Source organism: Flavobacterium aquicola (assembly GCF_003385115.1).
In the GTDB taxonomy this organism is placed as follows: Bacteria; Bacteroidota; Bacteroidia; order Flavobacteriales; family Flavobacteriaceae; genus Flavobacterium; species Flavobacterium aquicola.
On record NZ_QUNI01000006.1, the window covers coordinates 214879 to 241278 of the forward strand.

Annotated in this window: 24 protein-coding genes; 12 read left to right on the forward strand and 12 right to left on the reverse strand. The window is 36.5% G+C overall.

Translation table 11 applies throughout. The annotated features are described in order from the left end of the window. Positions 1–48: 48 nt before the first annotated feature. The 3 genes from C8P67_RS12290 to C8P67_RS12300 form a co-directional block, all read right to left on the reverse strand. The gene (locus C8P67_RS12290) at positions 49–840 is read right to left on the reverse strand and encodes a CbbQ/NirQ/NorQ/GpvN family protein (protein WP_115813468.1); all 792 of its coding nucleotides are present in this window, start codon (positions 838–840) and stop codon (positions 49–51) included. A 411-nt stretch (positions 841–1251) separates the two neighbouring features. Beyond that, positions 1252–2586 carry a cbb3-type cytochrome c oxidase subunit I gene (locus tag C8P67_RS12295; protein WP_115813469.1) on the reverse strand — a complete coding sequence of 445 codons (1335 nt, stop codon included), beginning with the start codon at positions 2584–2586 and terminating at the stop codon, positions 1252–1254. A 15-nt stretch (positions 2587–2601) separates the two neighbouring features. Further along, on the reverse strand, positions 2602–3033 hold the full coding sequence (locus tag C8P67_RS12300) for a c-type cytochrome (RefSeq protein ID WP_115813470.1): 432 nt from the start codon (positions 3031–3033) through the stop codon (positions 2602–2604). 433 nt (positions 3034–3466) lie between these two features. On the opposite strand from C8P67_RS12300, the gene ric reads away from it, so the two are divergent. From ric to C8P67_RS12350, 10 genes are all read left to right on the forward strand, one after another. After that, positions 3467–4198 carry an iron-sulfur cluster repair di-iron protein gene (gene ric / locus C8P67_RS12305; RefSeq protein ID WP_115813471.1) on the forward strand — a complete coding sequence of 244 codons (732 nt, stop codon included), beginning with the start codon at positions 3467–3469 and terminating at the stop codon, positions 4196–4198. A gap of 3 nt (positions 4199–4201) precedes the next feature. Beyond that, positions 4202–6337: a ribonucleoside triphosphate reductase gene (locus C8P67_RS12310; protein ID WP_245980438.1), complete on the forward strand. Its 2136-nt coding sequence runs from the start codon at positions 4202–4204 to the stop codon at positions 6335–6337. A 121-nt stretch (positions 6338–6458) separates the two neighbouring features. Next, entirely contained in the window at positions 6459–6626 is a 168-nt protein-coding gene (gene nrdD, locus C8P67_RS22440) for an anaerobic ribonucleoside-triphosphate reductase (RefSeq protein WP_115813472.1), read from the forward strand. Beyond that, the gene (locus C8P67_RS12320) at positions 6580–7296 is read left to right on the forward strand and encodes an anaerobic ribonucleoside-triphosphate reductase activating protein (RefSeq protein ID WP_317125451.1); all 717 of its coding nucleotides are present in this window, start codon (positions 6580–6582) and stop codon (positions 7294–7296) included. Before nrdD ends, C8P67_RS12320 begins: the two co-directional genes overlap by 47 nt. Before the next feature lie 55 nt (positions 7297–7351). Continuing rightward, the gene (locus C8P67_RS12325) at positions 7352–7816 is read left to right on the forward strand and encodes a hemerythrin domain-containing protein (protein WP_115813473.1); all 465 of its coding nucleotides are present in this window, start codon (positions 7352–7354) and stop codon (positions 7814–7816) included. 11 nt (positions 7817–7827) lie between these two features. Continuing rightward, positions 7828–8271 carry a hypothetical protein gene (locus C8P67_RS12330; protein ID WP_147298230.1) on the forward strand — a complete coding sequence of 148 codons (444 nt, stop codon included), beginning with the start codon at positions 7828–7830 and terminating at the stop codon, positions 8269–8271. A 49-nt stretch (positions 8272–8320) separates the two neighbouring features. Continuing rightward, on the forward strand, positions 8321–9550 hold the full coding sequence (locus C8P67_RS12335) for a hypothetical protein (RefSeq protein ID WP_115813475.1): 1230 nt from the start codon (positions 8321–8323) through the stop codon (positions 9548–9550). 122 nt (positions 9551–9672) lie between these two features. Further along, positions 9673–10122, forward strand: coding sequence for a CopD family protein (locus C8P67_RS12340; protein WP_115813476.1), 450 nt, complete (start codon positions 9673–9675; stop codon positions 10120–10122). Positions 10123–10346: 224 nt separating this feature from the next. Then, on the forward strand, positions 10347–10781 hold the full coding sequence (locus tag C8P67_RS12345; RefSeq protein ID WP_115813477.1) for an RrF2 family transcriptional regulator: 435 nt from the start codon (positions 10347–10349) through the stop codon (positions 10779–10781). Between the two features lie 58 nt (positions 10782–10839). Then, on the forward strand, positions 10840–11568 hold the full coding sequence (locus C8P67_RS12350; RefSeq protein WP_115813478.1) for a hypothetical protein: 729 nt from the start codon (positions 10840–10842) through the stop codon (positions 11566–11568). Between the two features lie 83 nt (positions 11569–11651). On the opposite strand, the gene C8P67_RS12355 is transcribed toward C8P67_RS12350, so the two are convergent. Then, positions 11652–13475: a hypothetical protein gene (locus C8P67_RS12355; RefSeq protein WP_115813479.1), complete on the reverse strand. Its 1824-nt coding sequence runs from the start codon at positions 13473–13475 to the stop codon at positions 11652–11654. 258 nt (positions 13476–13733) lie between these two features. Between C8P67_RS12355 and nadA the strand changes: the two genes are divergently transcribed. Together nadA and nadB are read left to right on the forward strand one after the other, a co-directional pair. Beyond that, positions 13734–14660 carry a quinolinate synthase NadA gene (nadA, locus tag C8P67_RS12360; protein WP_115813480.1) on the forward strand — a complete coding sequence of 309 codons (927 nt, stop codon included), beginning with the start codon at positions 13734–13736 and terminating at the stop codon, positions 14658–14660. Between the two features lie 2 nt (positions 14661–14662). Continuing rightward, entirely contained in the window at positions 14663–16198 is a 1536-nt protein-coding gene (gene nadB / locus C8P67_RS12365) for an L-aspartate oxidase (RefSeq protein WP_115813481.1), read from the forward strand. 4 nt (positions 16199–16202) lie between these two features. On the opposite strand, the gene C8P67_RS12370 is transcribed toward nadB, so the two are convergent. From C8P67_RS12370 to C8P67_RS12405, 8 genes are all read right to left on the reverse strand, one after another. Further along, positions 16203–16448, reverse strand: a complete 246-nt coding sequence (locus C8P67_RS12370; protein ID WP_115813482.1) for a DUF6755 family protein — start codon at positions 16446–16448, stop codon at positions 16203–16205. A 19-nt stretch (positions 16449–16467) separates the two neighbouring features. Continuing rightward, positions 16468–16977, reverse strand: coding sequence for a Rieske (2Fe-2S) protein (locus C8P67_RS12375; protein ID WP_115813483.1), 510 nt, complete (start codon positions 16975–16977; stop codon positions 16468–16470). Positions 16978–16990: 13 nt separating this feature from the next. Then, on the reverse strand, positions 16991–17560 hold the full coding sequence (locus C8P67_RS12380) for a 4Fe-4S dicluster domain-containing protein (protein WP_115813484.1): 570 nt from the start codon (positions 17558–17560) through the stop codon (positions 16991–16993). A 16-nt stretch (positions 17561–17576) separates the two neighbouring features. Continuing rightward, positions 17577–19793: a molybdopterin oxidoreductase family protein gene (locus tag C8P67_RS12385; RefSeq protein ID WP_115813485.1), complete on the reverse strand. Its 2217-nt coding sequence runs from the start codon at positions 19791–19793 to the stop codon at positions 17577–17579. Between the two features lie 17 nt (positions 19794–19810). After that, on the reverse strand, positions 19811–20860 hold the full coding sequence (locus tag C8P67_RS12390) for an MFS transporter (RefSeq protein ID WP_115813486.1): 1050 nt from the start codon (positions 20858–20860) through the stop codon (positions 19811–19813). Between the two features lie 219 nt (positions 20861–21079). After that, positions 21080–22672 (reverse strand): magnesium transporter MgtE N-terminal domain-containing protein, encoded by a 1593-nt coding sequence (locus C8P67_RS12395; protein ID WP_115813487.1) that lies wholly within the window; start codon positions 22670–22672, stop codon positions 21080–21082. A 239-nt stretch (positions 22673–22911) separates the two neighbouring features. Then, positions 22912–24429, reverse strand: a complete 1518-nt coding sequence (locus tag C8P67_RS12400) for an MFS transporter (RefSeq protein ID WP_115813488.1) — start codon at positions 24427–24429, stop codon at positions 22912–22914. Positions 24430–24786: 357 nt separating this feature from the next. Continuing rightward, positions 24787–26313 carry a glycosyltransferase family 39 protein gene (locus C8P67_RS12405; protein WP_115813489.1) on the reverse strand — a complete coding sequence of 509 codons (1527 nt, stop codon included), beginning with the start codon at positions 26311–26313 and terminating at the stop codon, positions 24787–24789. Positions 26314–26400: the final 87 nt, after the last annotated feature.

The window sequence follows — 26400 nt, forward strand, 5'->3', positions numbered from 1 at the left end:
AGTACTCTCAGTAACTGATTACTGGCGACTGACCACTGCTGACTTAAATTATATCATCAAATTGCACAAATCCTTCAGTGCTTCCAACGTTTGTAAATCATCCGTTAATGGCTCGACAACGGCAACGTGAACTGCCAATCGTTTGGGTAATCCGCTGTGGATGATTTTCCCTGCATCGACGAGAAGTCGTGTAGAAACCGTTTCGGTCAAGCCTAATTCGGTTAAATTCCTGATTTTGTTAGCTATGGCTACCAATTTCTTGGCGGTGTCGTGGTCAATATTTGTTTCGTTGACCAAAATTTCGGCTTCGATTTTCGGCTCGGGATAATCAAAAGAAACGGCAATGAAACGTTGTCTTGTCGAAGGTTTCAATTCTTTAAAACCTCTTTGATAACCAGGATTGAAAGAGGCCACTAGCATAAAATCATCGTGCGCTTTGATGGTTTCGCCAAGCTTGTCGATAAAAAGCACTCGGCGGTGATCGGTCAGGGAGTGAATCGCCACAATCACGTCAGGACGCGCTTCGGCAACCTCATCAAGGTAGATTATTGCACCTTCCTTTACTGCAGTGGTCAAAGGGCCGTCAAGCCAAATAGTTTCGGCTCCCTTGATGATGAATCGGCCAATCAAATCGGTGGAGGAAGTTTCCTCATGACAGCTAATCGTTATCAATTTTCTATCCAACTGATGTGCCATGTATTCCACAAAACGGGATTTTCCGGTTCCTGTTGGACCTTTTAGCAAAAAGGGAATTTTGTTTTTGTAAGAATGCTCAAAAACTTCCACTTCTTTGCCGACAGTGTGGTAATAAGGTGCTATTGTTAAAGTATCTGCTAACATATTTTTTTATTTTTTTTGAAAAAAACCGAAACGTTAAACAATTGTTTTTTGAGGAAATGGAAGTCTAAAACTTTTGTATGAACGTTCCGGTTGGAAAAAAAGGCAGGTTAGTTATTTTGTGTTTCCTGTATCCTAACAGGTTTTCAAAACCTGTTAGGTATCAACTGAAAAGGAATTAGCTGTTGTCTGTTTTTTTAAACCTAACAGGTTTTGGAAACCTGTTAGGATGTAAAACCTGTTAGTATTAACAAAATTTCCTGAAACCACTAAACCCGCGTGAGGGATAGAAGCTGGCTACCGAAGTAGCACGGATAGCCCGACTGCGTTGTGGAAAGGGGCCGTATAAGCGGTACTATAAGCTGGCCCCTTTTCACAACGTGGTCACGCCCCAATCATCAAACTAAATTGCTTTTACTTAGTTTCTAAAGCTTCATCCGTTGGTCTCCCGTATTTTATGAAATCATAGATGAACATGCAGATTCCGGTGGCGAACATCGTTGCGCAGATCAGTAATACTACGAAGTGAATGCTGATTTCGTTCTGCACGACCATAAATTCCATTTTCATTTTTCGCTCCAAATATACCTGTACGACTCCAGCAACTCCAAAGGCGACCGTCATTCCCAGCATCCCAACATTTGATAGCCAAAAAGCGGCCATTCCAGTTGCGCTTTGGTATCTTTTACGTCCGGTTAAATTCGGTAATGCGTAACTGATTATTGCCAAAACAATCATTGCATAAGCGCCCCAGAAAGCGTAGTGTCCGTGCATTGCGGTTACCAAAGTTCCGTGTGTGTAAAGGTTTGTCTGTGGTAAAGTGTGTGCAAAACCTAGTAATCCAGCTCCAACAAACGATACTATTGAAGAACCGATTGTCCAGAATAAGGCAATTTTGTTCGGGTGGCTTTTTTCACCTTTGCGGTACATATTTACTGCAAACAATGCCATTCCCAAGAAAGCCAACGGCTCCAAGGCTGAGAAAATTCCGCCCACGATTAACCAAATTTTGTTCACTCCGATGTAGTAATAATGGTGTCCTGTTCCCAATACTCCCGAAAGAAATGTTAAACCAACGATTACGTACAGCCATTTTTCGATAACTTCGCGGTCAACACCCGTCAATTTGATTAATAAATAGGAAAGAATACCTCCCATAATTAGCTCCCAAACACCTTCAACCCACAAGTGAACTACCCACCAACGGAAGAAGGAATCCATCACCTGACTGTCGAACCAAATCATTCCTGGCAGATACAATAAAGCTGCGAATAACAATCCCATTGTCAATACCAGTGCAGTTGTAGTTTTGCGTTTTCCTTTGAAAAGTGTTCCCAGAATCAATCCTAAAAACAGCAATACATTGACAACAACCAAGAAATCTAATTCTCTCGGAATTTCTAGAAATTTTCTTCCTTCCCAATGGTTCAGGTGAAATCCAACGATGGCAATTACGCCAACAACGGCAAGGGAAATTAATTGTACATACGCCCATTTTACACTAATCAGTTCGCGCTGTGCTTCTTCGGGGATAATGTAATATGCGGCTCCCATGAAACCAGTCAACAACCAAACCACCAATAAATTAGTATGAACCGCACGGGCTACGTTAAAAGGGATAATATCATGCAGTCCTTGAACCCCGATTCGGTCAAAGCCCATAATAAAGCCATAGACAATCTGCAGTGAGAACAACAGCATACAGAGTGCAAAAAACCAGTAGGCTACTTTTTGTGATTTATATTTCATCTTCTTATATTTTAATTATTCATCTTTAGATAATGGAGAAACCACTCGGTCAAACCCGTTCAAATCGATTTTTCCAATCCATTTGAGGTACGCTACAACAGCATCGGCATCTTTTTCATTCATATTATAGACTACCATTTTTCGTCCGTTTGGCGCCCAAGGCACAGGTGACATCAGTACGGCCTTAACGTAACCCTCACCTCTGCGGTCGATAACTTTTGTCAATTCCGGTGCATAATAGCCTCCTTCACCCATAATGGTATGGCACCCCATACAATTGTTGTGTTCCCAAATTTCTTTTCCTCTTACGACCTGTTTGTCAATCGCCTTGTAATTTGTCTGATCATTTCTGGGCATAAACGAATAAATGGTCAATCCGATAAAGATTAAAAAGGTGACCAATGTTCCTCCCAGAAAAAATGCCCGTGCTTGTGATTTTGAAAGCATAATAATCTGTTTTTGTTAGTTAGTAAAATGTTATTTTTTAATAAAGGATAAGATTGTCTTTTATTTGATCGCAAATATAAAAGATATTTTTGTCTTTTATCATGATATTTGTCATTTATTTCAAAAAAAATAATTTGAGTGCTCTATAAAAAAAAATTGCAGCGCAACTGATTATGAATATAGATTTTAGGAGTTTTCAACATAAAAATGTTCTTAAGTTGAAGTCAGAATATGATAAAAATCATGTTCCGAATTTTCAATTAGTCGTAAAATTACAAAGTCAAAAAAGGAGAACCCCTGCAATCTCATTATTTTAACCTTCAAGCATTTATAAAAAATTTTAAATAATAAAATTAATTAAGGATAAATTTGTCTTTTATTAAAATAGTGTCTATTTTTGTGCCTATAAATTTTAAATAAAAAAAAAAACAATATGGAAACTTTAGAAAAAATTACAATAGGTGAATATGTAGCAAAAGATTTTAGAACTGCAGCTTTATTTTCAAAATACGGCATCGATTTTTGCTGTAACGGCAACAGAAGTGTTGAAGAAGCATGTGAAAAAAAATCAGTTAATCCTGATGATTTATTGAAAGAAATTGAAACTATTTTGTCTCGAAAAAGTGATTCGGGAATTGATTTTAATTCTTGGCCAATTGATTTATTAGCGGATTATATTGAGAAAACACATCATCGTTATGTGTCAGAAAAAACACCAACACTTCTTCAATTTTTAGACAAACTGAGCAGAGTGCACGGAGCAAATCATCCTGAATTATTGGAAATAAATGAACTCTTTAAAGGATGCGCAGGAGAATTGGCACAGCACATGAAAAAAGAAGAACTGATTCTGTTTCCTTTTGTCAAAAAAATGGTTCGTGCCACTATTTCTGATGAATTAATTGAACAGCCACATTTTGGAACTGTTGAAAATCCAATCGCAATGATGATGCACGAACATGATGCTGAAGGAGAACGTTTTAGAAAAATAGCATCACTAAGCAACGATTATACACCGCCATCTGACGCATGTAATACTTATAAAGTAACATTTGCCATGTTACAGGAATTTGAACAGGATCTGCACAAACACATCCATTTGGAAAACAACATTTTATTCCCAAAAGCAGCTAAACTCGAAAAGGAATTTTCGGCACAATCATAAACTATGTCAAACACTAAAAAATCAACAACTATGGAGAACTATGTAATAAAGAGAAATGGTAAATACAAGCCATTTGAGAGTTATAAAATTAAAGATGCCATTGAAAAAAGTTTCAAAAGCGTCTCTGCAGTTGTTGATGAAAGTGTTTTTGAAAATATTATTATTCAGCTCGAAGCTGAAGAAGTCTGGACTGTTGAGGAAATACAAGACATGATTGAAAAGAAATTATACGAAAAGAAATACTTTGATGTCATGCGTTCTTTCATGCTCTTCCGTCACACGAGGAAGTTACAGCGCGAACATGTACAGGGATTGAATGATGACACTACTTATGTGGACAGTTCTCAGACAATAGAGGAATACATTGAACAGACCGATTGGCGAATCAATGCCAACGCGAATACTTCGTATTCCAATGCGGGTTTGGTTAACAATGTTGCGGGAAAAATTATTGCCAATTATTGGCTTGACAAAGTTTATACCAAGGAAGAAGGCTATGCGCACCGCAACGGTGATATTCACATTCATGATTTGGATTGCCTTACGGGCTATTGTGCTGGCTGGAGTTTACGTGTACTGCTCAACGAAGGTTTTAACGGCGTAAGAGGCCGTGTAGAAAGCAAACCTCCATCCCATTTTAGAGAGGCATTGGGGCAAATGGCGAATTTCCTTGGGATTTTGCAGAGCGAATGGGCTGGAGCGCAGGCTTTCAGTTCGTTTGACACGTATTTGGCTCCTTATGTTTTCAAAGATAATTTGGGTTTTGAAGATGTTTTAAAAGCGGTCAGAGGTTTTGTTTACAATCTGAATGTTCCCGCGCGCTGGGGGCAGTCGCCTTTTACCAACATCACTTTGGACTGGATCGTTCCTGATGATTTAAAAGTACAGATTCCTACCAAAAATGACCATCATATCTTTGAAGAATGCATTACTTCTGACTTATTGGTCAGAGCCAAAAAAAGGGGTGTGTCCAAAGTAACCGACTTACGTTATGAGCATTTCCAGAAAGAAATGAATCTCATCAACAAGGCGTATTACACCGTAATGACCGAAGGCGATGCCAATGGACAGCCATTCACCTTCCCTATTCCAACGGTGAATATTACCGAGGCATTTGACTGGGATGGAGAAAACACCGATTTGCTTTTTGAAAATACCGCCAAAATAGGTTCTTCCTATTTCCAGAATTTCATCGGAAGCCAATATGTTTTAGATGAAAACGGAAACCAAATTGAAAATGAGAATGCCTACAAACCCAATGCTGTCCGCAGTATGTGCTGTCGCCTGCAATTGGATTTGCGGGAATTATTGAAACGCGGTAACGGACTTTTTGGAAGTGCCGAAATGACTGGAAGCATTGGCGTAGTAACCATCAACATGGCGCGTTTGGGTTACTTGAACAAAGGAAATAAAGGGAAATTATACACCGAATTGGATCATCTTTTATATATCGCCAAATCGACTTTGGAGAAAAAAAGGGTATTTATCCAAGAGATGTACGACCGAGGATTGTACCCGTACACTAAACGTTACTTGGAACATTTCAGAAACCACTTTTCGACCATCGGCGTGAACGGAATGAACGAAATGATTGAAAATTTCAGTAATGACGAAGACAATGTAACATCTGAAACGGGTATTGAATTTGCTTCTGAAATTCTGGATCACATTCGCAACCGAATGAAAGAATTCCAAGAAGAAACCGGAAATCTATACAATCTTGAAGCCACTCCCGCCGAAGGAACGACCTACCGTTTTGCTAAAGAAGACAAAAAACGTTATGACGACATTATTCAGGCAGGACAACAGGACAATATTTATTACACGAATAGTTCCCAAATTCCTGTGGATTTCACACAAGATCCTTTCGAAGCCTTGATGCTACAGGATCAACTGCAGTGCAAATACACCGGAGGAACGGTTTTGCACCTGTACATGAGCGAAAAAATAAGCTCCCCCGAAGCCTGCAAGCAGTTTGTCAAAAAGGTGATTACCAATTTCAGATTGCCGTACATTACCGTAACGCCAGTGTTTAGTGTATGTCCCGTACATGGTTATCTGAACGGCGAACATGAATATTGTCCAAAATGTGATGAAGCCATCATTGAGGAAAAAGCGAAAAGCAACTATGTTTCTTAACCGCAAAGGGCACAAAGGAAGCGCAATGAACGCAAAGCTTTGCGCCCTTTGCGTAATCCCTTGCGAACCTTGCGGTAAATCTTAAACAATTTAAACTCTTAAACATTTAAACCAATTTTATATGAAAATAACAGCCAAGCAGATTCTAGAAGAAAATCAAGAACTACGCACTAAATGCTTAGTGTACACACGAGTAATGGGCTATCACAGACCCGTAGAAAGTTTTAACATAGGAAAAAAAGGTGAACACAGACAACGAACTCATTTTACAGAAGGAAAGTGCTGTTAGGCCCATTTACAGCTTAACACCTTTCACTTTATTGGATTATCCGCACAAATCAGCTTGCATTCTTTGGTTTGCAGGCTGTAATATGCGGTGTCTTTATTGCTACAATCCCGAAATTGTTTTTGGAAAAGGAATTATTTCATTCGAAAATGCAATCCAATTTTTAAAAAACAGAAGAAATCTGCTGGACGCTGTCGTCTTTAGCGGTGGCGAATGTTTACTGCACAAAAGAAGCGTCGCCTTCATTGAAGATGTCAAGAACATGGGATTCTTGGTCAAAATCGATACCAACGGCTCTCAGCCCAAAATACTCAAAGAACTCATCGATAAAAAATTTGTCGATTATATTGCGCTTGATTTCAAGGCAATGCCTGAAAACTTTGAAAAGATAACACAGTCAGATCTTTTTATTCCTTTCGAAAAGTCACTACTTTTATTGCTTGAGAGCAAAGTTTCGTTTGAAGTCCGCACAACGGTACATTCCGATTTATTGAAGAAAAACGACATTCAGCAGATGATTTCCTATTTGGAAAACATCGGTTATTCCGGAAATTACTATATTCAGCATTTTAGGAATGAAGCGCCAACGATTGAAAAACTAGGGCATTCGTTTAGGGATTTGGAAAACGAAAACCTTTCAACAGAAAAAATCAAAGTGCATTTTAGAGGATAATCCCTAAAACAAATGCATTATTTTTATAATGCCGAAATGCTTAAATTTTAATCAAATGAAATCAACTACACCCATAAAAAGAGCCCCTGAATTAAAGCCGTTTAGTCACGATCATCATCATGCTTTGCTTCTTTGTTGGAAAATTAAAACAGGAATCGCAAAAAATATCGAACTGCAACGCATCAAGGAATATACTGATTGGTTTTATAAAAATCATCTTCAAGAGCATTTTGAATTGGAAGAAAAATACATTTTTTCTATTCTAGATGCAGATAATGAACTCATTCAGCAAGCATTGAAAGAACACAAACGTTTGAGAGATTTATTCGAAAGCACTTCAGATTTGGATACCAATTTAAAATGTATTGAGAAAGAACTTGAAGCTCATATTCGTTTTGAAGAACGTATTTTATTTGCTGAAATTCAAAAATCGGCCACAAAAGAACAATTGGAAACAATTGAAGAAGTTCATTCCAAAGACGCTTTTGTAGAAAATGAAAGTGCTAATTTTTGGAACTAAAATTTAATAAAATGAAAAAAATAAAACTTATACTATTTTTCTTGGCTATTATATCTATCATATCATGCCAAAACAAAGAAGATAAAATAGCTAAAAAAGTAACTACAGTAAAACCAGTTTCGGAAAAACATACAGAAACAGGTGCAAAAGTGAGCTTGAATAAAGGCCAATTATGGAAAGCCAACCCAGAAACTACTGCAGGGATTAATGCTTTGCAAAAAATAATTTTGGAATCAAGTCAAGAAGAAAGTGCATCGATTTTGAAAGAAAAATTGAATTCAGAGTTTACCTTGATTTTTAAAAAATGTACAATGAAAGGTGAAGCCCATAATCAATTACACAACTACTTGATTCCGTTAAAGCAAAAAATAGACAGCCTTGAGGATTCCAATAAAGCAGAATTTAGAAAAGAGATTCTTGCCTATTTAGATGAATATTCGCTTTTTTTCATTTAAAGCATAAATACATACTTTTAAACATCAAAAATTAAAATCCTTTAAAATTATGAAGAAGAGTTGGTTGCTCTGTACTTTTGCTAACTTTTTCATTGCTTCGCTAATGGGATTATTGTTGCGATGGATGTATGTTGCCCCAATTGAAGGCGTCAATTTTCAGTTTTTGATGCACGGGCATTCGCATGTTGCAATGCTGGGATGGGTGTATATGATGCTTTATTGCCTGATATTTTACTCTTTTATCCCCGAAAAAGCTCAAGAAAAACCCATTTACAACAAATTGTTTTGGGTGACGGAAATCGCAGTAATCGGGATGATGATTGATTTTCCAGCGCAGGGATATGCCTTTGCTTCGATCCTTTTCTCGACTTTGCACATTTTTTGCAGTTACTGGTTCTGTTATTTGGTTTGGAAAGATGCCAAACCCACCACTTTGCCTGAAAAAAAGATGCTGAAAACCGCTTTGTTTTTCATGCTTTTATCCACCGTTGGTGTTTGGTGTCTAGGCCCTGCGGTTGGATTGTTGGGAAAAGCAAGTGCGTTCTATCAAATTGCGATTCAGTTTTTCCTTCATTTTCAGTTTAACGGTTGGTTTTTATTTGCGGTTTTGGCTTTGTTTTTCAAGCAGGCAAAACTCACTTTTGATGTTAAAAAATTCAGCTTAATTTATAATTTATTCGTCTGTTCTACGGTATTGACATTGGCCTTGCCAGTGAGCTGGTATTTGTCCAATCCTATTTTTCATTGGATAAACGCAATTGGCGTTGTGTTACAGTTGGTTTCGGCGGTACTTTTTATTCAGGTCGTCAAATCACAATTGCAAACGTTCTTTTCCAATCTTTCTGCTTTGGTAAAAACCGTTTACGGATTTGCCTTGTTTTCATTGGTTTTAAAAATCATCATTCAGCTGGTGGTTTTGGTTCCTGAACTGGCGCAGGTATCCCATCAGATTCGGAATTTTGTGATTGGTTATATTCACTTGACAATGTTGGGAATTATTACTGGTTTTTTGTTTGGATTTGCCTTTCAAAATAGTTTTTTAAACCCGAAAAGTTTTATTCAAAAATGGGGAATGAATCTATTTCTGCTCGGATTTGTGGCAACTGAAATATTACTGTTTCTCCAAGGCATTTGGCTATTCCTGAACAAAGGATCGCTTCCTAATTATTATCTAAATTTATTTTTAGTGAGTATCTTTTTGCCCGTGGGACTTTTGTTTCTGACAATCGGTATTTTAAAAATAAAAATCAACCATATAAGGCATTTAAGTTCCATATAAGCGATTTGAAAAAAAACTTGAATGTCCTTATATACCTTATATGGTAAAAAAAATCACCTACTAAAAAAGAAAAAACTTATATCACTTATATATTTTTTTTAAAACTTAAACCAAAATACGATATGAACCACCATTTATTGTTAATCATTCATCTTATATGCGCTTCCATTTGGGTGGGAGGGCATTTGTTGCTGGTTTTTGGGCATTTGCCAAAAGCACTGAAAGAGAAAAACCAAAATATAATTCTCGACTATGAACGAAAGTACGAACCGGTGGGAATGACTTCGCTGGTTTTATTGGTAACCACTGGAATTATGATGGCTTACAAATATGGCGTAAGCATCGACTACTGGTTTCAATTTGCCACACCGATAGAAAAAGTGGTTTCTACCAAACTGCTTTTGCTATTTCTGACTGTGCTTTTTGCGTTGAGTGCTCAATTTCGCGTATTGCCAAAACTGAAAACCGATTCTAGTAAACTGCCAGAAATGACTTTCCATATTCTTTCGGTTACGCTCATTGGTGTTGTGATGCTAATTTTGGGTTCTTTTGTGCGTTTTGGAGGTCTCTAATCTTGAATTAACAACTGAATTTCTACTCTTGCAGTTACCCGCGTGAGGGGTTGCAGTGGAGCTCTCCCGATTTTTCATCGGGAAGCGGGAACGTAAAACCCGACCCTGAGTTTTTCACGAAGGGACACGCACAAATGATGATTTTTATTCAAAAAACACCCAAACCTTTAGGGTAATTTCTAGAGAGTTTGGAACTAATTTCTTAAATTTGTAAAAAACCGATTATGTTTTCCAAAACCTGCGAATACGGCATTCGAGCCACGATTTTCATCGCTTCAGAGTCTTATCAAAACAAAAGAGTTGGACTCAAAGACATTGCCAAAAAGATTGATTCACCAGAAGCTTTTACGGCCAAAATTCTTCAAATTTTATCGAAAGACAATATTATAAATTCCATAAAAGGAGTTGGTGGCGGCTTCGAGATTCCAAGAGAACTAATGAAAGACATTAAACTAGCACAAATCGTGAATGCCCTGGAAGGGGATCGCGTTTTTACGGGCTGCGGTTTAGGTCTCGCACATTGTTCTGATAACCATCCCTGCCCGATGCATGAAAAATTTAAGTCAATTCGAAGCGAATTAGCTTTTATGCTTGAGAATACCAATCTAGAAGAATTAGCTCTAGGTATAAAAACTAGTGATACCTTTTTGAGGTATTAATAAAGTAATCTTATATTTACATGATATATTGAGTAACAAAACTTAAACCTCATTTATCATGACCAAATCTACGCCATCTGATTTAAATTCAGTTTTAAAAATAGATTACGAAGACGATAATACAATTTGGCTCACCAATAGTCTGACTCTCCGGAAGATTATTGGTATCATGGGAATGGCTTTGCCTTTACTGTTATTTGGGTTCCTGTATCTTGACAATGGTCTGCAATATCCTTTGGAATCTATCAGCCATTATTACTATACCCGCGTTGGCAGTATTTTTGTGATTGTTTTAAGCCTTCTAGCCTTTTTTCTGATTGTTTATAAGGGCAAAGAGCCTGCTGACTTTTATATTTCGTTATCTGCAGGGATTTTTGCTTTGCTGGCCGTTTTGTTTCCTACCAGTAACATCACGGATATATGCGGAGATCCTGCTAAAAAATATGCTGTTACGATTTTACCAATAAGTAATTTTAGATTGTATTTTCATTATACAGCTGCTGCTTTGTTTTTTTTATGCCTCTCCTACATGTCTTTCTTTTTGTTCACAAAATCAGACAAATCAGCAAGCAAAAGAGGAACTCAAAAAAAGATCAGAAACCGAATTTACAGAGTCTGCGGTGTTTTGATGCTTTTGGCTTTGATAGTATTATTGGCTGGTTCATTTAAAATAATACCTCCGAGCTGTTTCAAAACATTTCCGTTAACGTTTTGGATGGAAACCTTGGCTATTGAAAGTTTTGGTTTTGCCTGGTTAGTTAAAGGTGAAACGCTTTTTAAAGATTAATACACCTCAATTAGTTTTCAAAATAAAACATCTTAAAAAATTGCCATAAAAAAAGGCTTGATCTGAATCAAGCCTCTTTCTGTTTAAACTGCTATAGCAGGAATCTGCTCCGGAATGCAGAGTTCCAGCAGTTCGTCTTTATATTGTTTCAGTTGCTTTTCAATATTTTGTCTGCTTTTTTCAAACCAATTATTAGAAGCCATTAAAGACTGATAATATTCAATTCCTTCATTCAGATTAGTTTTGAAGGCTTTCAGTTTTTTTGTTTGTGCCACAGTAATCTGCTCCGAAAATTCATTGATTTCGTTTTTCAGATAATCCATGTACATTTTCAATTCGTTGATAATAACATTAGGACGCTCTTTGTTCCCAAGCACAGAAGCATTTCCATAAATGTGTTTTACCATATCCGAAAGCGAAACTTCTTTGTCAAAATAAGCCAAATTTGGACCTGGGCAGATAACAACTCCCTGCTGCTGTCCTTTTATTTTTAAATTGTTTTCAAGATAAGAAGCATTTGCCAAACCTACGCAAAGACACGATTTCTCTGTGATACTGTTTTTTCTTCTGTCGAAAGCTTCTGCAGTCAATGAATCTTTTACAGCATTTAATTCTTCAAGTTTTAAATCTTGATACGATTTAGATGCCGGACACATTCCTTTTGGACCGTATTCTTTGCTCAAAGCCAAGAATTTCTTCGGACAGGAACTTCCCGCTTTTTCTTCTTGAATTCTCTTTTGTTTAAAAAACTCATTCGTTGTTCCTTTTACAGCGTTGAACGGAATTCCCAAAGGAGAAATATGACTCAAATAAAAATCGTCCTCTTTTGCTTTTTCTAATAATGCTCGAGTTTCGGCATCAACAGAAGTGGCTTCGGGAACCAATAAAAACGGTGAACCCCAGCCCACAGAATCTACTTGATAATGTTCTAGTAAAAAGTCATGCTCTTCGGCAGTACCAACACCTCCCTGAACTGTAATTTTTAGTTCTAATGGAGTTTCAGGAATGTGCAGTCCTTTTATTTCCAATGATTTCACCATCAGCTCGTGAGCCGATTGGATTAACTGTTCTTTCTTTTGTTTGAATTCTTCCAAAATTGGTCCCAGCAAATATCCGTCGGTAGCAAAAGCGTGTCCTCCGCAGTTTAACCCTGATTCGATTCGATATTCAGAAACCCAAAGTCCTTTTTTGGCCAGGAAATTTCCCTGAATCATTGCCGAACGAAAATCACTCACTTTAAGGATAATTTTCTTTTGCAGTTTATTATTGGCATCCGGATAAAAAACGGGGAAGTTTTCAAAATAAGCATACAATCTCGGATTCATTCCCGCAGAAAGCACCACTGATGAAGACAGATTACTGTTAGCAAATCCGCGTAATGAAGCATGAGCATCATTAAATTCAACCGGTAACTGTTCGTCTTTTATGAAATTATCTTTATCGACTTTGGTCATGATATTCACATCAATTTCACCAGGAGAAAGATTTTCTTCGATATATTTTTTGATGGTATCCTTGAAAGTAATTCCTTCATCAATAAAATGCTGCAGCCCTTTTTTAATCTCCGATTTATTAGGAAGCATTGCGATGTAATTTTCCAAAGCCTGCTTGCTTTCAGTCAGTTCTACCTTGAATTTTTCGAATTTGTCTTTAACGATAGTATCCATCAGATTCAAGTAGGAAGTCACACGTTCAGCACGATAATCATGGATCTTTTCTGTGATTTCCTGATACGGCATTTTGAATTTTTCGCTGTAAAAAGCGTTCATTCTTTCAATCAAATCATCATCTATAATTGATACTACAGATGAAATTCCATACTGAGCAACACGAATTGGACTATCAATCGTATAGGCCAGTCCCATCACAGGAATATGGAAATTATGCAGTTGTTTTTTAGCGTTCATAAATGTAAATTTTTGGTTTAAAACTTTGTGCAAATATCACAATACTCATCCGCTTAAAACCTGATAAATATCATGTTCAAATGAAACATATCCCTTTAAATTTGCTGGTTGCAAAAACCTGAAAAGTTGTTTTTTTTAACAAAAACATTTTTTTTGAGACTTTTAGAAAGCTAGAACACACGTGCAGCTTCAAAGTTTTACCTTATATTTGCATAGAATTAATCTCAATTAAAAAAACACTATTAAAGTTTCTAAAAAATGAAAAGTCTTAAAGAGCGTATATTGGAATTAAAAAAAGAGAAAAATGCGGTAATTCTAGCGCATTATTATCAAGAAGCCGATATACAAGATGTGGCAGATTATGTTGGGGACAGCTTGGGATTATCTCAGGAAGCGATGAAAGTAGATGCCGATATTATACTTTTTGCAGGAGTTCATTTTATGGCCGAAACTGCCAAAATATTAAACCCTACTAAAAAAGTAATTCTGCCGGATTTGAAAGCAGGCTGTTCACTAGCCGAATCTTGTCCTCCAGAAGATTTCAAAAAATTTACGGAGGCACATCCCGATCATATTGTTATAACTTATGTAAATTGTTCTGCCGAAGTTAAAGCACTGACAGACATTGTCGTTACATCGTCTAATGCTGTTAAAATTGTAGAATCTATCCCTTTGGACAAACCTATTATTTTTGCTCCTGATAAAAATTTAGGAAAATATGTAATGGAGCAAACCGGTAGAGAAATGCTGCTTTGGGACGGTTCCTGTATCGTTCACGAAGCATTTTCACTAGACAAACTGGTTGCTTTGTACAAACAAAATCCGGATGCTCAAATCATTGCACACCCAGAATCGGAAACGCATATATTGAAAACTGCTAATTACATTGGTTCTACCGCAGGGATGATTAATTATGTAAAAACCAATCCGAGCAACAAATTCATTGTAGCTACTGAAGCTGGTATTCTGCATAAAATGAAACAGGAAGTGCCTAACAAGATATTGATTCCGGCACCTTCAAATGAAGACAACACCTGTGCCTGCAGTGAATGCGGATACATGAAGATGAATACATTACAAAAAGTGTACGACTGCTTACTGAATGAAACTCCCGAAGTTAATGTTCCCGATGACATTAGAGAAAAAGCATTAATCCCTATCGAACGCATGCTCGAATTATCATAAGAATGATCACAACCAATTATTTAATTATAGGTTCCGGAGTTGCGGGTCTGACATTTGCCTTAAAAATGGCCAACCGTTTTCCTGAGAGAACCATCACCATTATCACCAAAGCAAACGCAGACGAGTCCAATACTAAATACGCTCAAGGCGGTATCGCTATTGTTACCGACAAGACTGAAGATTCGTATCAAAAACATATCGAGGACACTCTGATTTGCGGAGATGGATTGTGTGACGAAGCCGTAGTTAAAATGGTTGTTACCGAAGGACCAAAACGATTAAAAGAACTAATCGAATGGGGAGCCCAATTTGATAAAAATGCCAAAGGAACTTTTGATTTAGGCAAAGAAGGAGGCCATTCTGAAAACAGAGTTGTGCATCACAAAGACCAGACCGGCCATGAGATTCAGCGTGCCATTTTGGAACAGGTAATGCAAAAAGAAAATATAAATGTTCTGGATCATCACTTTGCTCTGGAATTGATTACACAAGATCATCGCTGCGTAGGTGCGTATGCTTTGGACGAAAAGACAAACGAAGTCATCACGTATCAGTCTGATTTTACTTTACTTGCAACTGGCGGTATCGGTCATCTATACGGACATACTACCAACCCAATCATAGCAACAGGAGATGGAATAGCAATGGCGTATCGTGCCAATGCGGTAATCCAAGATATGGAGTTTATCCAGTTTCATCCAACAGCTTTATACGATGATTCTCCAGGGTCCAAATTTTTAATATCCGAAGCTGTCCGCGGTTTTGGCGCTCATTTGAGAACCAAAAAAGGCGATTTATTTATGCTTAATTATGACTCAAGAGGCGATTTAGCTTCAAGAGATATTGTTTCGCAGAGCATTGATTTGGAACTCAAAAAATCGGGTGATGAATGTGTGTATTTAGACTGCACGCATTTGGAAATGGAAGGATTCAAAAAACATTTTCCAATGATTTACAACCACTGCAAAAAAGTGGGAATTGATCTTGAAAAAGAATGGATTCCAGTTGTTCCTGCCCAGCATTATTTATGTGGTGGCATTGTGGTAGACATCAACGGAAAAACATCAATAGAAAATTTATTTGCCTGCGGAGAATGTTCTCGAACAGGTCTGCACGGTGCCAATAGACTAGCTTCAAACTCACTTTTAGAAGCTTTGGTTTATTCGGATAAAATATATCATTACTTGGCAGAAAATCCTTTTATCGCTTCAAAAACTGTCAGCACTATTTCTGAATGGCCAAACCAGTCTAAAGATAAAATTGCACCCCAATATATTGCACAAACAAAAGCAAAACTGCAATTGCTGATGCGCCAGAATGCTGGAATAGTTAGATTTGATCTGGATCTATTAAAAGCCAATGAAGAACTGAAAAACCTGCAAAATGAAATCGAAGAAAAAATTCAGAATTATAGTGTCAGCAAAGATTTATACGAACTGAATAACATGACAAATATTGGAAGCCTTATCGTTCAGCAGTCTATTGACCGTAATGGGAATGCAGGTGGATTTATTAAATTTGCTTCGAAAAAATTATAATATTTTATTGTCTTTTATTACCTGTTGGTAAATAGTACAAGAGACCAAAACCTACTAAAAATAAAACCAAAGAAGCCACAAACGCGGGAATTAGAATTTCTTTATTATTTTCCAACGCGTTATTTAAAGCAGCATATAACAGCCAAATCTGAACCGTTACGTTTAGAATTAATATAAAGATTAAAGTCGAAAGTATTACATTCAATTTATTGGGATTGGATTGATTCTGGCCTCTTCTAAAATTACTCATACTGTTTTATTTTATTAGTTTATCCTACCGTTTCTTCTACTGCCTTAACATATACCGCACTGCCTTTAAAAAAAACATCTAACATAGGCAAAGGTCTTGGTGGCGGCCCTGAAATGACATCTCCTGTTTTGGCATTAAAATTACCTTCATGACAAGGACAGTGAATTATTCCAGTACCTGGTTTATAGAAAACAGAGCAGGAAAGATGTGTACATTTTTGCTCGTAAGCTTTAAACTCCCCCGATTCCAAATGAATTAAAATATAAGGAATTGTACTGCCTTCAATTACAAATGCACGAGTACCTCCTAACGGAACTTCTTCCTTATTGCAGACAAAATGCTCTCCCTTTACTTCTTCCTTTGGATAAAGATGACCTTTGACAGCCACAAGACCGCTTCCTACCATCAATCCGCCTGAAACCAAGGTTAAAAATTTAGCAAAATCACGTCGGCTGACATTTATTGCCTGCTGTTTTTCTATTGGAAAATCCTTACTCCAATTTTTATTTATATTTTCTTCTTTCGACATAAGTCTTTTTTTTTTAAAAGATAATCAATTCAGTACTTCCTTTCGGCATCATAATATTCACTTTCGTATTCACAATCTCTTGTCCAAAAACAAAAGTATTTACTGGTGTACTATTCGGGCGCATTTCCTGTATTTGATCTTTAGTACCGTAAAACAGAGCACCGCTTGGACAAACCGTAGCACACATAGGTTTTTTCCCTACACTGGTTCTATCGTAGCACATAGTACATTTCATCATCAAATCATAAGATTCTTCTTTTTTGGGTACACCAAAAGGACAAGCCATAACGCAATTAGAACACCCTATACAGCGCTCCGTATTTGCAGTATGAACGATCCCAAATTCATCTTTAGAAATTGCATCAGCTGGGCAGACATTCGCACATACAGGATCATCACAATGCATACAAACCTGTACTGTAGTTTGAACTGTCGAAGCCCGATCTACATAATTAACATGAATCATTGATTCCTGGCCATTCGTCTCACACTCTGCACAAGCCAATTCACAAGCTTTACAGCCAATGCAGCGCTGCATATCTACAAAAAACTCTTCGTGTATATTGAAATTAGTATAATTCATTCGTCGCTTTTATAAATTAAATACTAGCATAAGCCATAGATTCATTTGAAGGCGGTGCTATTTCCCTGAGCGGTTCCAAATGACAGGCACAAACCTTAAATTCAGGTATTTTTGAAATAGGATCTAATGTCCCAGGTGTCAATTGATTTGCAGATTTTTTTCCAGACCAGTGATATGGAATAAAAACAGTATCCTCACGAATCGTTTCTACAATATTAGCTGGAAAGATTCCTTCTCCTCTTCGGCTGGAAACCTTAACTAATTCTCTTTGCTGTATACCGTATTGTTTTGCCAAATTGGGATGAATTTCCAATAAAGGCTCTGGATATTGATCTACTAATTTTCCGATTCTACGGGTCTGTGTACCGCTTAAATACTGAGAAACTACACGCCCTGTTGTTAAAATCACCGGATAATCAGCATCGGTTACTTCGCCTGGAAGTTTGTAAGGTGCCGGATTAAAATGTGCTTTCCCATCTGGTGTTTTAAACTTTCTATCTTCCCACAAGCGGGGTGTTCCTGGATGACCTTCTTCTGGACAAGGCCAAAAGACTCCCATTTCATCTTCAATTCTCTTATATGTAATTCCAAAATAATCGGCAGTTCCGCCTTTAGAAGCCACACGCAGTTCGTTGAAAATATCTTCACTTTTGTCATAAGTGAATTTATCCTTAACCCCTAATCTTTTTGCTAATTCCAAAATAATAGAAGTATCCGTTCTAGCATCCCCAGGAGGTGTTACCGCCTGACGAATACGGATTACTCTTCCTTCGGCAGAAGTCGTTGTTCCTTCCTCTTCTTCCTGCAAAGAACCAGGGAAAATAATATCTGCATGACGAGCCGTTTCGTTTAAGAAAAAGTCAATACATACATAAAACTCTAATTTTTCCAAAGCTTCACGGACATAATTACTGTTCGGCAAAGAAACCAGCGGATTGAAACAAATAGATATTAATCCCTTGATTTCACCCCTATGAATAGCTTCAATTATTTCATAAGCAGACAAACCCTTACCTGGTAAATCTTTCTCATTAATCCCCCAAACTTCCGAAATATATTTACGATGTTCTGGGTTTTCTATATCTCTATTTCCTGGCAATTGATCACATTTATGTCCATGTTCTCTACCTCCCTGACCATTTCCCTGACCGGTTATTGTTGCATAACCGCAATACGGTTTTCCAATTCTACCTGTCGCCAAAACCAAATTGATACATCCCAAAACGTTATCTACTCCTTTGGAATGGTGTTCTATTCCGCGGGCATGAAGTAAAAAACTGGTATTGGCTTTACCCCATAATTTAGCTGCAGCTTCAATTTTTTCTTTTTTAATTCCTGTAATTTCTTCTGCCCATTCAAGCGTATTATCCTTTACAGCATCCAAAGTTTCCTGAAATCCGGAAGTATGATTATCAATAAAATCATGATCCAGCATGTCATGATCCACAAGATATTTAAGCATTGCACCATACAAAGCAGAATCTGTCCCAGGACGAACATCCAAATGAATATCCGCAGTTCTGGCCAGCGGAATCATCCTTGGGTCAATTACAATTAATTTGGCTCCACGATCCCTAGCTTTCCAAATCCAATGCGTTAATGTTGGAAAGGTTTCACTTATATTCGCTCCAGCCACAATAATTACTTCGGCATATTCTAAATCCGAATAATTATTAGACCCTCTATCCAAACCGAAAGCTTTTTTATTCCCTGCACCGGCACTCACCATACACAGACGGCCATTGTAATCTAAATTTTTGGTTTTTAATGCTACACGAGCGAATTTACCAACTAGGTAACTTTTTTCGTTAGTCAGTGAAACTCCCGAAAGCATCGAAAATGCATCATTACCATATTCTTTCTGAATACGTTGAATTTCCGAAACCGTTTTGGTCATTGCTTGTTCCCAATCCAATGGTACAAATCCTTGTCCTTCGACTCTTTTCAAAGGCGATAATAAGCGGTCTGGGTGATTGTTTTGCAAATAACGCTGCACTCCCTTTGGACACAAACGTCCTTCATTAAAAGGAAATTCCATCCAAGGTTCAAAACCTACCACTTTATTTTCTTTTACAGATAATTGAATACCGCATTGCATGCCACAAAAACAACAATGTGTTTTTACCAATTGATCTGGTTCGTCTCTTCCCTCATAGCCTTCTTTTGGGCTATAATTTTTGTGCGGTCCAAAAAGTGTAACAATATTTTCTTCTGAAACAGGTAATTTTGCCATGTTTATATTTTTTTTATCTAACCGAATAAATTTCCGCCTTGCTGTCTTGCTTTCAAATGCGCCTGTGCCAAACGAGATCTTTTCCCTTCCGGACTTAAATCCAAATGTGACGTACCGTCTTCTTTATCAAAATTAAAACCTAATTCTTTAGTCACTGCTTTTAGATCTTTAATATGTAAATTGGTAGTAAATTCTTCGCCAGTATGCGGACAAACGGCCATTCCCATTTTCATCCCCTGCTTTTTGTAAATATGCGCTCCAATTTGAGCAGGACGCTGAATGATGTGGAAAAATTTTCCAAATGGAATCCAAATCAAAAACATAATTACCGTAACAGCATGTAAAACTGCCAAAAAGTCAAAAGCCAAACCTTTCATAAATTGATACGAATAAGTCAGTCCCAATCCAGTAACCGAAATTGCAATCAATAAAATGAGCGGCAACAAATCTCCTTCAAAAGACTGTGTCGCAATTAATCCTGGATTAGTCAAACGTCTTCTCAAATAATAAAGAGAACCAAAAATAACCAAGTACGAAGACCAGTTCAATGCATGAAAAGTTAAAAATGCTGTTATCGAATCCAGATTAAAATCCATCACTTTAAACCCAAAAAAATAGGCTTCATATACTGAAATAGAATTGGGAGCCATTGCGAAATTGATCCAGCCAAAAGTTAGCGGTATCGTTATTAAAAATGCAGAAGTACAACCCACAGCAATCATAAAGTGAGCCATCCAGCGGTATTTCCCTCTTGGGTAAATAAATTTTTGGAAGGCAATATTCTCAACTGATTCCTTTGTGGCAAACCAAAAATGAGAAAACACTTTTCCTGTTATTAAATACGTAATTCCACGTTTGAAATAAATCCAGGTCGGCGGTCTTTGCAGCCAAACTGTATATCGATATACAATTCCAAAAAAAGCAAATACCGTCCCAAACAAGTAAGTCACCAATGCAGCATCAAAATTCTGCAGTTTTCTTGAACCAAAAAAAACTAAAGCAATCATAAATATTGAAAGCAATGCTGCAATCAATAAAGCTTTGATGTTATAGGTTTTGTTTTTCATATATTGTAAAATTAATACAGTTTTAAACTAATTGGATCCAATTCTTAAAAACCGTTTTATTTTTTGTAAAATTAGCAAAATAAATACTAAGTAAAAATACTTAAGTGATTTTAGAAACACAAATCAATTTAATTATGTTACAATAATAAAGTCTGTCAAACAGTAACAAATTAAACTAATATGAACCATTTTGTAATAAATTTCAGTGGTCAAAAACACTTAACTTGGCTTCTCGCATCCTTTACGATTATAAAACCACCAATTGACAGCAGTAGCTAAGATAGTAAAAAGAATCAGCCCAATGAAAAATTGATTTACAGTTCCGTTTGCCGTGATATTGTTTCCAATTAATTTTGAAAAGATAAAAGGTCCAAAAGCAGCAATTGCAGCAGTCCATCCGATCACTCCCGCAGCCTGACGCTGATTCTCTGAAAATATTATAGGAAACTGTCTAAAAGTACCCGCATTACCAATTCCTGTAAAGAAAAACATTACTAGAATTACTCCCACAAACATTGGAAACTGATCCAAACTTGTTGGCGCAACCAAACCTTGTGTAACCAGTATAACAGCACCGGCTAAGATTCCAACTCCAGTAATAGTTGTCAGTATAGCACCTCCTACTTTATCGGCAACAAAACCAAAACAAACCCTACTCGCAGAACCAATCAGAGGACCATAAAAAGCATACACCAATGGATCCGGAGCATTTGGAAAATCACCATATAAAAATTTAATCATTAACGGAAATGCTGCTGACAAACCTGCAAATGTTCCAAAAGTCATTACATAAGTAATAGTACAGTACCAAGTATGCTTGTTTTTAAAAATATCCAGCTGCTCTTTTATAGAGGCCTGCATAGGGATGCTTTTCAAATAAAACCAGCTTACAACGGCCAAAACCAACAGAAAACCAATGTACCAGAATGCTGCAGATTGAATATAGATACTCCTTTTATTTACCGCTTCATTTTTGGGGCTAATTTTGTTTAATATTTTTTCAGCTAATTTAGGATTTGCATTTGCAATCACTTTAGATTTCTCATTCAGTGGTAATGCAGAAAAAATTTCAAAATTTTGATTTGATTTTGTAGCTGCAACAACAGAATCAAGCACTGGTTTCTTTACAGTAGCCAAAATTTTATTTTGCGTTTTGGCATCCAAAGCAGCAAAAACTTCTTTTTGCTTTTCAACTGTTGAGTCAGTTAAAACTTTCTGTGTTTCTTTGGCATCGATACTTGTAAATACAGAAGTGGTGCCGTATATACTAACACTCAAAATAATCGGAGTAATAAACTGAGCTAAACTAACCCCAAAATTCCCAATACCCGCTTGAATTCCCAACGCTGTCCCTTTTAATCTTTTTGGAAAAAATAGACTTGTGCTAGGCATAAAGGATGAAAAATCTCCTCCGCCAAAACCAGTAGTAATAGCCAAAATAACAAATACCCAAAATGGAGTATTGGTATCCATTACCGCAAACCCAATCCCAATTGCTGGAATTAATTTAAGTAATGTTGCCACAGTAACTACATGTCTTGTCCCGAAAATAGGCAGAATAAACGTGTGAATAATTCTCAGAAATCCTGCTGCCAGACCTGGAATTGCCACCAGCCAAAAAAGCTGTTCCTTAGAAAAAGGGAAACCAAGCCCTGGCAATTTTACTGCTATTACACTCATCATAAACCATGAAGCAAAGGAAAGAATCAATGACAAAGTTGTAATGATTAATGTTTTCCATGCAATTTTACTTCCAGTATTTTTCCAGAAAATTTCATCTTCTGGATCCCATTTGTCTAGCCAAGTTTTCATATTTATTTATTTTTCAGAATTAAATTTTGCCCGATGCGAAATTGAATTTGAAATCAATCTGCCGGCTTATAAAAGATATAAAAGTCTTTTATTTACATGGACAAAATTAACTCACCGAAAATAATTAAAATATGATATTTATCACCTGAAGAATATTACAAAAAGATAAATAGCGATTCTTTTTCTATTAAAAGCCAAATCAAAAATTATTTCCTGAGTCTTTTAATTATAAAAACTCATTACACAGCATAATCAACAGTCAAAAACTTTTTATTTTTTTTCTTTTTATGCTTCCTATCCATATCTTGAGCCATTTCGGGTAATTTCTCTCTCGACATTTTTCCTATGATACGATGCATCCAAATTAAACAAACTAATGACAGCACAAAAATAAACATCCAGGAACTTGTCCAAAAACCAGTAAAAGAAAGTAAATATCCAAAAACAATTGGCCCTATAAATCCACCTAATCCGCCAATCATTCCCACCATTCCTCCAATAACTCCTACTTGTGTGGGAAAATATTCGGGGATGTGTTTGTAAACAGCGGCGGCTCCAATTCCCCAGCAGGCTCCTATCAAAATTACTAAGAATAAATACACCCACATATTTGCATCGAAATGTATTTGTGTAATCCCAGTGGCTATTAGATCTTTCTTTTGAACTTTTTGATTTTCTGCGACAACTACTTCCTGCCAAGTAGTTTTAGATGGAAAATACGTACTTTGCTCTGCATTATTGCCTTTTTGATTTACTTGATATTCTGTCCCTCCAACCACAATTTTTGATGGCGTAACCTGAGTCACCACTCCTGCTTTTCCTGCTAATAAACCAGCACCAGAAGTATTAATATCCATTTTTGGAAACAATAATAAAAAACTTAATATTACCGAACTGCTCAAGACCCAATACATTACTTTCCGCGCACCAAATTTATCAGACAGGTAACCCCCAAATGCGCGAATAACACCTCCAGGCAGACTAAAACAGGTTGTAAAGAAACCTCCTAAAATTAAAGTGGTCTGGTATACATTCATAAAATTTGGCAACAGCCATTGGGAGAAGGATACAAACGAACCAAATAACAAAAAATAATAAGTTCCGAAGCGCCAGACACGCGCTTCTTTTAGTGGATACAAAAATTCTTTAGCAGTTTTTGGTGGCGTATCTATTTTTTTAGTTTTTGAAAAAAGAAGAAAAACAATCCCCATAATCAATAACGTGGCACCATAAATTACTGGTAAATACTTCCAGCCGTTTACTGGATCCGACTCCGAAAAATATTTCAATAAACTAGGCCCGAAAAAAGGAGTTATCGAAGCCCCTGCATTTCCCATCCCAAAAATACCTAAAGCACGCCCTTGCCATTCTTTTGGATACCAAAGGGAAGTATAAGCTACCCCAACTGCAAATCCGGTTCCCACCATTCCAAAAGCAAAACTCAACAATGCAAACATCCAAAAATTTGTAGCCAAAGGCAATAAAAATAAAGGAATCGAAGCTAAAATAAGCAAAGACGAAAACACTTTTCGGCCACCAAATTTATCAGTTAAAATTCCCATAGGCAGCCGCATAATCGAACCTGTAAGTACTGGAATTCCTAAAAGCCATCCTATCTGGACAACACTCCAGTTAAATATTCCCTGATCTACTAAAAAAGTAACTAAAACTCCATTTATAGTCCAGCATCCAAAACAGACTGTAAAAGCAAGCGTGTTTAAAAATAGTATTCTGTGTGACTGTGATAAATTGCTCATGAAAATAAATTTGATTCAATTCTGCCTTTTGATTACTAAAAATTTAAAGGCCAAATTCTGTTCGCGAGACAAAACTAAGAAAAACTACTTAAGTATTTATACTAATATAAAATAATGTTTAATATTGTTATAATAATGTTTGAGATAGAGTTTTGTAAAAAACACTTCCTATTATGCTTACAAAATCGCATGAAAAGATTACAGCCTAACAATTAAATAAGCCATAAAGTGAAAAATTAATTTACCTCATTACCTAAATAAAAAACCCGACAGGCTGAAACTGTCGGGTTTTGCTTTTGTTTAGTAAAATCCAGTAAAAAAAGAAATTATTAGAAAAATATTCTGCAAACCATAAGGTCAATCATAGTTTTTCTTCTCTTCCATTTCTTCTTTTATTCTTTTGCTGACATCAACTTTTGCTCCTTTTAATACGTAAATGGAAATTTCTGTCTCTCTGGAATATTTATTAATTCGCTTTCCTGCTAAATATACTGTATCAAATAGAGGTCTTTCAACTTTTCGATCAGGGTCATCATCATCTTTTTCTTTGACTAAAATGACATTTTTAATTTTCATATCTAATGGAAGCCAATTGATATAATCGGCATGAAACGAACTGGCAATCACTTTTTTATTAGCAGTATAATAATTGATAGCTCCTGCTTGTCCGTAATTATCACAAAGAATTAAAGTATGCTCAAGATCTGGCATCGTCCTGCAGACCGAATCTACTTTTACCGCTAATTCTTTCCAGCCTACCATATCAGCAAAATCTTGCTGAAGTATATGTTCTGTGCCATCTTCCCAGCGATGCAGTCCGTATTTCTGAAATTCTTTGGCATGACTCACAATGTATTGCGGACTTTTATTTGGAAAATCAGCTTTGTACATCGGAATAAAAATCAGCATCGGAATAACAATTAAAACTGAAAATAAATACCTTTTCCAGCCATTTTTTAATTTTTCTTCTAAAAAAACTGAACCAAAAGCGATATAAATAGGATACAGCCCAATAGCATAATAATCTTTGGCTTTGAAATACATAAAAACCATTAGTGTAAAAACTATGGACCAAAAGAACGGCCGGTATTTCTCAAATGGCTGATAGAATAACAAAGCTGCTAATCCCGAAACAATGACTAAAAAAGAGCCTATAAAAAAGAACAATTGTGATTTTAAAAAATCTACTCTATCTACATAAACTAACTGAGTATCTGCCAATTCTTTTAAATGATGAATTACGGGAAATTTGTTTTGAAATTGCCAAAAAAGATTGGGTGCAATAAGTAAGAGCCCAAAAATAACCGCTAAATATAATTTTGGCTGAACAAATATTTTACGCTGTTTCGTTACAAATAATGCAGGAATCATACCTATGAATAAAAAACCGATATTGTATTTGTTTAAAAAACCGTAAGCAAATACAATTGCTCCAATTAAAAGCCATTTTGTATTTTCGGAATTAATGTATTTAATCACCATTAGATAAACGGCCGTCCAGCACAATACATCAAAAGAATTAGGCTGATACAAAATGTTTAATCGCAAAAGAGACGAAAATAACACACAAACAGCTCCCAATAGTAAAGCAGGCAGATTTCCTTTTAATTCCTCAATGGCTTTCCAAACCACAACTATAGTCAATGCTCCAAACAAAGCAGGAAAAAATTTCACCCAAAAAACCGTGCCGCCTAAAAGCAAAATCAGATACGAAATCCAAGAAGTAAATGGCGGTACCGATAAATACCCCCAGGCCAAATGACGGCCCTGATCTAAGTGCAAATATTCATCACGCTGCAAATCGTAATCAGAACTTATCAATGAATATTGCAAAACAAATTTCAACAAAATAAAGCCTAGTAATAGTAAAGTTTTTTTGGTCATTGGTTTGGTTCGATATTAGTTAGGACAATGTAGTTAATTCCTTTTATATTATACTGATAAGCTCCTTCAAATGACCAATAATTACAA